The following is a 7327-nucleotide window of genomic DNA, read 5'->3' as shown; positions in this document are numbered from 1 at the left end:
GTGGCAGAATTCAGCTGGTTGAAGTGAGGCAAAGATCGAGGCTCAGCAATCACATCGATGTTAATCAGGCTTCCAAGAGGAACCGCTTTACCATCAGCGGCGCGAACATAGTAGTTATTCATAGATTCAGGGTTTAAACGGAATTTACGTTCAACCTGTGGAATCACTTCATACGAACGACCGTTGAGATCAATACGGTTAACGTAACCATCAGACATCATCGTACTTAAAGTTGTACCAATATCTTGCATTGTTATTCCGTACGCGCCAGCTTTGTCTTTATCGATGTTAATTTTCATCGTTGCTGAGTCAAAGTTAAGGTCTAAGTCAGAGTAAACAAACATTGGGTTTGCTGCTACTTCACTTAGTATATCTGATGCCACGGTAAATAAGCTCTCGAAGCTACTTGGGGTGGTAATCACAAATTGGATTGGCAATCCTGAACCTGCACCTGGAAGCTCGGGTATTTGGAAAGCGGTGACCGCCATACCTGGTACGTTTGTTATTAATCCGCCGACGCGTGTAGCTACTTCCGCTTGGCTTGCTTCTCTTTCGCTCCAAGGCACCATTGAGGCGATACCATAAGCTTGGTTAGCGTTCGGTACTCCAGTAAAGACTTGAGCGAAAGAAACTTCAGGCTGATCCGACAAAATCTTATTTACATCGTTCATGGTGTTTTGCATGTAATCAAGGTTAGCGGTTGAGGGCGCAGTTCCTATTAACATGATCACCCCTTTATCTTCCGAAGGGGCCAGTTCGCTTGGAATAAAGGAAAACAGCACCGGCAGTACAGCGAATACAATCACCGAGAAGCCAATCACTACTGGGCGGTGGGCCATTACTGCCTTTAACATACGTGAATAGCGGTTGGTCATGCCATCGAGTACGTGATGGACCGTCTTCTCAAATTTACCAGGCTCCTCATTAGCTTTAAGCATTTTCGAGCACATCATTGGTGACAGCGTTAATGCGACAATACCTGACACAAAAACCGCACCAGCCAACGTTAATGCAAACTCTTTAAATAGTGAACCTGTTATACCGCCCATCATTGCGATTGGGGCGTAAACTGCACCGAGTGTTAACGTCATGGCAATAACGGGAACCGCAATTTCTCGGGTACCAATAATGGCCGCTCTAAATGGAGACTCCCCCAATTTTAAGTGCCTATCCACGTTTTCTAGAACGACGATGGCATCATCCACCACCAAGCCGATCGCTAATACCATCGCAAGCAGCGTCATTAAATTCCAAGAAAAGCCCATAACTTGCATCACCATCGCCACACCAATAAGGGAGAGTGGAATTGTGACGATAGGAATGATAACCGCTCGGAATGACCCCAAGAACAGAGTAATTACAACCAGTACAATTAGGGCGGCTTCAAGGATAGTTTTGATGACTTCACTGATCGATTCATTGATTGCAATCGTTGAATCGTACATGACATTCATCGAGATATTGCTGGGAAGGTTCTTCTCTAAAGTAGGAAGAAGCTCAAGCACATCGGCAGCAATGTTGATTGGGTTAGCACTTGGCGCAGCGTTGATCGCGGCAACGACCGCTTCTTGGCCATTGGCGCTGGCACGATAGACATCATGACTCTTTTCTAAGCTCACTTTGGCAATATCAGCCAAACGAATCACCTCGCCTTCGGTTCCCTTTACGACTAGATTTTCTAGCTCGGAAACAGTAGAGACTTGTGTATCCGCACTGCCGTTAAAAATAACGAACTCACCGGTGACTTGCCCAGTTGCTGACTGATAGTTATTGGCATTCAAAATACCCATTACATCAGAAGCTGTGAGGTTAAGTGCCGCCATTTTTGATGGGTCAAGCCATACACGAAGAGCGTATTTCATCCCACCATAGAGATCGACTTTTGAAACCCCATTAACGGTAAACAGCTGAGGGTTAACGACACGTTCTAAGTAATCGGTGATTTGACTTGATGCCAGTTCATCACTGGTAAAGCCAATATAGAGTACCGCGGTAGTAGATCCCGTCGACATGGTTACTGTCGGGTCTTCAGCTTCGCCAGGAAGTTGAGAGCGGACTGAGTTGGTTTTAGCCAATATGTCGGAAAGCGCCGAGTTAGGATCGGTGTTAAGCTTCATCGTCACGGTTATGGTCGACTGGCCATTTACAGACTGGGAAGTCATGTAATCGATATTATCGGCTTGAGCAACGGCTTGTTCTAATGGCTGGGTAATAAAGCCTTGAATCAAGTCGGCACTGGCTCCGTAGTAGCTGGTAGTGACCGTGACTACGGTGTTCGTCATTTCTGGGTATTCGCGAACCTGCATTTTGAAAATAGCTTGCATACCAAGCAAAGCAATCAAAAAGCTGATCGATACTGCCAGAACTGGACGTTTTATGAAAACATCAGTAAAGCGCATAATTTCTCCAGTTACAGCATTGGTGTTTCAGCAGGAGTGGTGGTTGCATCACTTTCAACGATGCGTACTTTAGCGTCGTTACTTAAGCGAACCTGACCTGTTGTGACAACCATATCACCGTCTTTGATACCTTCTAGAACGTGTGCGATGTCAGCACTGCGCTCACCAATTTTTACCACGTGTTGTTTAACTCTCTGAACCCCATCTTCTTCTGAGACGACATAAACGTTATCCCCGTACAGGGTATAAGTGATCGCCGTTTGCGGAATAACGATTTGATTTTCGAGTGTGGGTAGAATGATATTCGCACGAGCAAACATACCGCTTCGAAGCTGCCCATCGTTATTTGGAATATCAGCTTGAACTTGAATCAGGCCACTTTGAACGCTGACCGCGGGTTCAATGGCACTGATCGAACCTTTGAAGGTTTTCTCAGGGTAGGAGTCGACAAAGATATCAACCGTTTGATTGAGGCCGATACGAGAAATATCCGCTTGAGGAACAGTAAAACGCAAGCGCATAATACTGGTGTCTTCTAAGCGAACAATGTCTGTACCTGCTTGAAGGTATTGGCCTAAGTAGACATTACGAATACCGACAACGCCGGAGAAAGGCGCTTTAATTTCACGGCGGTCAATGGACGCTTTTAAACTCTCAAGATCGGCCGATAGAGAATAATAATTCGCTTCAGCATCATCGTACGCTTCTTTTGAAATAGAGCCTTTCTTATACAAACCTTGGTAACGCTTGTATTTAGCTTCAGCCGCTGGCAAGCGTGCTTTTGTGCTTTTAAAATTGGCGATTTCAACCTCAGAGTCAAGTAGCACCAAAGATTGGCCTTCTTCAACCTGTGTGCCTGAGTCGAAGGTGATTTTATCGATGACACCGTTGGTTTCATTCGCAATGGTCACACCTTGATTTGGTTCAATAAAGCCGATCGCTTCAATGACAGGAACCCAGTCTACCGATTTGATTTCGACGGCAGTGACTGGAAATTCTGGTTCAGGTCGATTAGCAAGGTATTCAGCAATTTTCTGCTGTTTAATTAGATTAAAACCTATCACACTGCCAAATAGGACAATGGCGATAAGTAGCATAAAGAAAGTCCACTTTTTCATTCTGCTTACAACTCCGGAGTTAGTGGTTAATTATGGCATCCCAACTTGCATTGATCGCCGCTTCAATCGCGTCGTCGCTGAGTTGGTATTGTCCAAAAGTGTGCTTACGAGCCAGTGTCACGCTTGTTTCCAAGCTCAATGCTGAAAGCAGTTCATTATCAAGTTGTTTAAAAATGCCTTGTTCTTTGCCTTGAGCAAAGAAAGCAAAGACTTCATTAAACATACCGCGCTCCTCATCTTGCTGAGAGGTGCTACAATTTGCTATGGGTGTTGAGTCATATTGGATGCGATTCTTTAGCATCGCAATATCAGAGCCAACTAAATTCCAAATATTGAGCCACATTTGTCGATAACGAATTTTTAGTGGCATAGATTCATCGACATTTTTTTGCACGACGTCAGCAATGCTTTGTGCCACATGCAACCTCAGCTCTTTAATCAAATGCTCTTTATCGTCAAAATAGCGATAAATTGTACCCGCAGCGACTCCGGCTTCTTTGGCTAATTTTTGCATTGAAAGACCTTGCAAGCCTACATCAGCAACAACCGCACCTGCTGCGAGTAATATCTTTTGACGTTTATCATCTATCAGTTTGCTAGTCATAAGACACCAGTAATGAATGAACGTTCATTCATTATAGCCCAATAAGTACATTAGAAAGCAAGCATGAAATGAATAATTGTTAAAAATTCTTATCAATTGGACGATAGCATTCGTGTTATAGCAGGATTACTATAGACGACATCATGAGTACAAGTTGAAACACTATGAATATCTGCTGCATTATTATAGCCAACATTAAGAGTATAAAGTTGAGAACACCATGAAGTTGAACCCACAACAAGATGAAGCCGTAAAGTTTGTATCAGGACCATGCCTGGTGCTTGCTGGAGCGGGTTCAGGAAAAACTCGGGTAATTACCAATAAAATTGCTTATTTGGTTCAGCAATGTGGTTATAAGGCACGAAATATCGCGGCGGTGACGTTTACTAATAAAGCGGCACGCGAGATGAAAGAGCGCGTGGGACAAACCTTAGGAAAAGCGGAATCCAAAGGGTTGATGGTTTCTACTTTTCATACTTTGGGTCTGAATATTATTCGTCGTGAATATAAAGTGCTGGGTTTAAAGGCGGGTTTCTCGTTGTTCGATGACCAAGATCAAATGGCACTATTAAAAGAGCTGACAGAAAAACAGCTCGATGGCGATAAAGATTTGTTGCGCCTGTTGATGAGTAGCATTTCAAATTGGAAAAACGACATGCTCACAACCGACCAAGTGAAAGCGCGGGCGGTGGGAGAGCAAGATCAGCTGTTTGCTTTTTGCTATGAAATGTATCAAAAGCAGATGAAAGCGTATAACGCACTCGACTTTGATGACCTTATTTCGTTACCGGTTCTGTTATTGCGCACCAACGAAGAGGTACGTAAACGTTGGCAGCAGCGCATTAAGTACTTGTTGGTGGATGAATATCAAGACACCAATACCAGCCAATATGAATTGGTTAAGTTAATCGTGGGTGAGCGAGAGCGTTTAACCGTGGTAGGGGATGACGATCAGTCTATTTATTCATGGCGTGGTGCGAAACCGCAAAACCTGGTACTGCTTGGTCAAGATTACCCAAATTTACGCTTGATTAAGCTAGAGCAAAATTATCGCTCTACGTGTCGAATCTTGCGTGCCGCGAATATCTTGATCGCTAACAATCCTCATGTGTATGAGAAAACCTTGTTTTCTGAAATACCCGAAGGTGAAAAACTTAAGGTGTTGTTGGCAAAAAATGAAGACCACGAAGCGGAAAGGGTGACGGGAGAAATCATTGCTCATCGGTTCCTAAACCGCACACACTATAAAGATTACGCGATTTTGTATCGCGGTAATCACCAGTCGCGTTTAATCGAGAAATCCTTAGTACAAAATAAAGTGCCGTACAAATTATCGGGGGGAACGTCGTTTTTCTCTCGAGCAGAAATTAAAGACATCATGGCTTACCTGCGAGTGTTGGTGAATCCCGATGATGACAACGCATTTTTAAGAATCGTCAACACGCCGCGTCGTGAGATCGGCCCTGTGACGCTAGAAAAGCTGGGTAGTTACGCCAACATGCGTGGTAAAAGCTTGTTTGCTGCCAGTTTTGAAATGGGCCTAGAGCAACATTTAAAAGGTCGAGGTCTCGAGAATCTGCAGCGATTCACCCAGTGGATAGTTGCGATTGCCGATAATGCAGAGAGAGGTAATACCGTCGAGGCGGTTCGTTCACTGGTCCGCGATATCAACTATGAAGATTGGTTGTATGAAACCTCTTCAAGCGCCAAAGCGGCAGAAATGAGAATGAAAAATGTCTCGGACCTGTACTCTTGGATCGTGGCGGATTTAGAAGGCGACAATTATGATCAAGAAGAGAAGACACTCAAAGAAGTGGTTCTGAAGTTAACGCTACGCGATATGATGGAGCGCGGAGAAGATGATGAAGACAGTGATGCGGTTCAGTTGATGACCTTGCATGCCTCAAAAGGCTTAGAATTTCCTTATGTTTATCTGCTTGGATCTGAAGAGGGCATTTTGCCACACCAAACCAGTATTGATGAAGATAACGTGGAAGAGGAACGTCGTCTTATGTATGTCGGCATTACCCGCGCACAGAAAGAACTCACCTTTACTATGTGTAAAGAGCGTCGCCAGTACGGTGAACTGATAAAGCCATCGCAAAGTCGCTTTCTTGATGAGCTACCCTTTGATGATGTTGAATGGGAATCGACTAAAAAGCCTGTTTCCGCAGAAGAGCGAATGGAAAAAGGGCAGGCCCACATCGCCAATCTCCGCTCGATGTTTAAAAAATAGTCAATTGGGTTTGAACGCAAGAAATCAGTACTGTCGCTAGGGCATATAAGAGCGGGTACAAAAAAGGCTTGGTGACAAAACCAAGCCTTTTTTCTCTGACAATTGACCAAGCTAACAACTGACCAAGGAAAAGAGGACGTTGTTAAATACCTTCAATCATGTGCTCAATAGCAGCAATGATTTCATCGTCTGAACAGTCCATACAGGCGCCTCTTGCTGGCATAGCGTTGAAGCCATTGATAGCGTGATCGGCAAGAACGTCTTTACCTTGAGCAATTCGTGGAGCCCAGTCACCCGCATCACCGGTTTTAGGGGCGCCACTCACACCAATACTATGACAAGCAGTACAGAACATGCCGTAAACCGTTTTGCCATCGCGAGGGCCGCTTGCTTCAGCAACAACAGGCTCACTGCCAGCTAAGTAAACGTCACCAACAGGTTTGATGCGTTCCGCAATAGCATCATACTCTTCTGGGCTAACACTACTTGCGTACGCTGCTGTAGAACATAACAAAGCTGCGAACAATACACTTAAGATTCGTTGAGACATATCCATTAAACTCACTTTATATTCCTAAGGTAAGTACATGCTTACCAATTATATAGTTAATTGTTTTTATCCCGATCTAACCACTCGAAAGTCTGTTAAATCAATGTAAACAGTGGGTGATTATATCCTGATAAGTTGTTGCATTAAACAACAAGTTATCGCCGATCGAATGATTATTCTTTATGAAATAGGTCTTTGTCACACTTTAATTGCCCAAAAAGGCGCCAAACGATAAAAAAAGTTGAAAAAGTACTAGACGACATAGTGTGAACTACGTATTATTCCACTCCGCCGATAGGGCATGCGCCCGTAGCTCAGCTGGATAGAGCGTTGGCCTCCGGAGCCAAAGGTCGAAGGTTCGAATCCTTTCGGGCGCGCCATCCGGATGCTTACACAAGTAAGTGACATATTGGCAAAACA

At 44.2% G+C, this 7327-nt stretch carries 5 protein-coding genes and 1 tRNA gene; 2 read left to right on the top strand and 4 right to left on the bottom strand.

Annotated elements, in window-relative coordinates; genetic code table 11:
• The 3 genes from ACP45E_RS01170 to ACP45E_RS01160 form a co-directional block, all read right to left on the bottom strand.
• Nucleotides 1-2399: efflux RND transporter permease subunit (locus ACP45E_RS01170; protein WP_069584609.1), on the bottom strand; the 2399-nt coding region annotated here is incomplete at its 3' end.
• 11 nt (nt 2400-2410) lie between these two features.
• On the bottom strand, nt 2411-3517 hold the full coding sequence (locus ACP45E_RS01165) for an efflux RND transporter periplasmic adaptor subunit (RefSeq protein ID WP_026026739.1): 1107 nt from the start codon (nt 3515-3517) through the stop codon (nt 2411-2413).
• 19 nt (nt 3518-3536) lie between these two features.
• Nucleotides 3537-4121 carry a TetR/AcrR family transcriptional regulator gene (locus ACP45E_RS01160; protein ID WP_017034603.1) on the bottom strand — a complete coding sequence of 195 codons (585 nt, stop codon included), beginning with the start codon at nt 4119-4121 and terminating at the stop codon, nt 3537-3539.
• A 220-nt stretch (nt 4122-4341) separates the two neighbouring features.
• On the opposite strand from ACP45E_RS01160, the gene rep reads away from it, so the two are divergent.
• Nucleotides 4342-6357, top strand: a complete 2016-nt coding sequence (gene rep, locus ACP45E_RS01155) for a DNA helicase Rep (protein ID WP_017038749.1) — start codon at nt 4342-4344, stop codon at nt 6355-6357.
• A 142-nt stretch (nt 6358-6499) separates the two neighbouring features.
• Here the strand turns inward: rep and ACP45E_RS01150 are convergent, their stop codons facing one another.
• Complete coding sequence (locus ACP45E_RS01150) at nt 6500-6913, bottom strand: c-type cytochrome (protein WP_017038750.1); 414 nt, start codon at nt 6911-6913, stop codon at nt 6500-6502.
• Nucleotides 6914-7210: 297 nt separating this feature from the next.
• On the opposite strand from ACP45E_RS01150, the gene ACP45E_RS01145 reads away from it, so the two are divergent.
• Nucleotides 7211-7287 (top strand) — tRNA-Arg (locus tag ACP45E_RS01145).
• The last annotated feature ends 40 nt before the right edge of the window (nt 7288-7327 follow it).

Source organism: Vibrio genomosp. F10 str. 9ZD137, assembly GCF_049974785.1.
Lineage (GTDB): Bacteria > Pseudomonadota > Gammaproteobacteria > Enterobacterales > Vibrionaceae > Vibrio.
This window is presented reverse-complemented; position numbering and strand designations above follow the sequence as displayed.

What these genes read in the sequence shown, in the direction of transcription:
- ACP45E_RS01165 (WP_026026739.1), bottom strand. Translation starts at nt 3,517, where the DNA reads ATGAAAAAGTGGACTTTCTTTATGCTACTTATCGCCATTGTCCTATTT.
- ACP45E_RS01160 (WP_017034603.1), bottom strand. Translation starts at nt 4,121, where the DNA reads ATGACTAGCAAACTGATAGATGATAAACGTCAAAAGATATTACTCGCA.
- rep (WP_017038749.1), top strand. Translation starts at nt 4,342, where the DNA reads ATGAAGTTGAACCCACAACAAGATGAAGCCGTAAAGTTTGTATCAGGA.
- ACP45E_RS01150 (WP_017038750.1), bottom strand. Translation starts at nt 6,913, where the DNA reads ATGGATATGTCTCAACGAATCTTAAGTGTATTGTTCGCAGCTTTGTTA.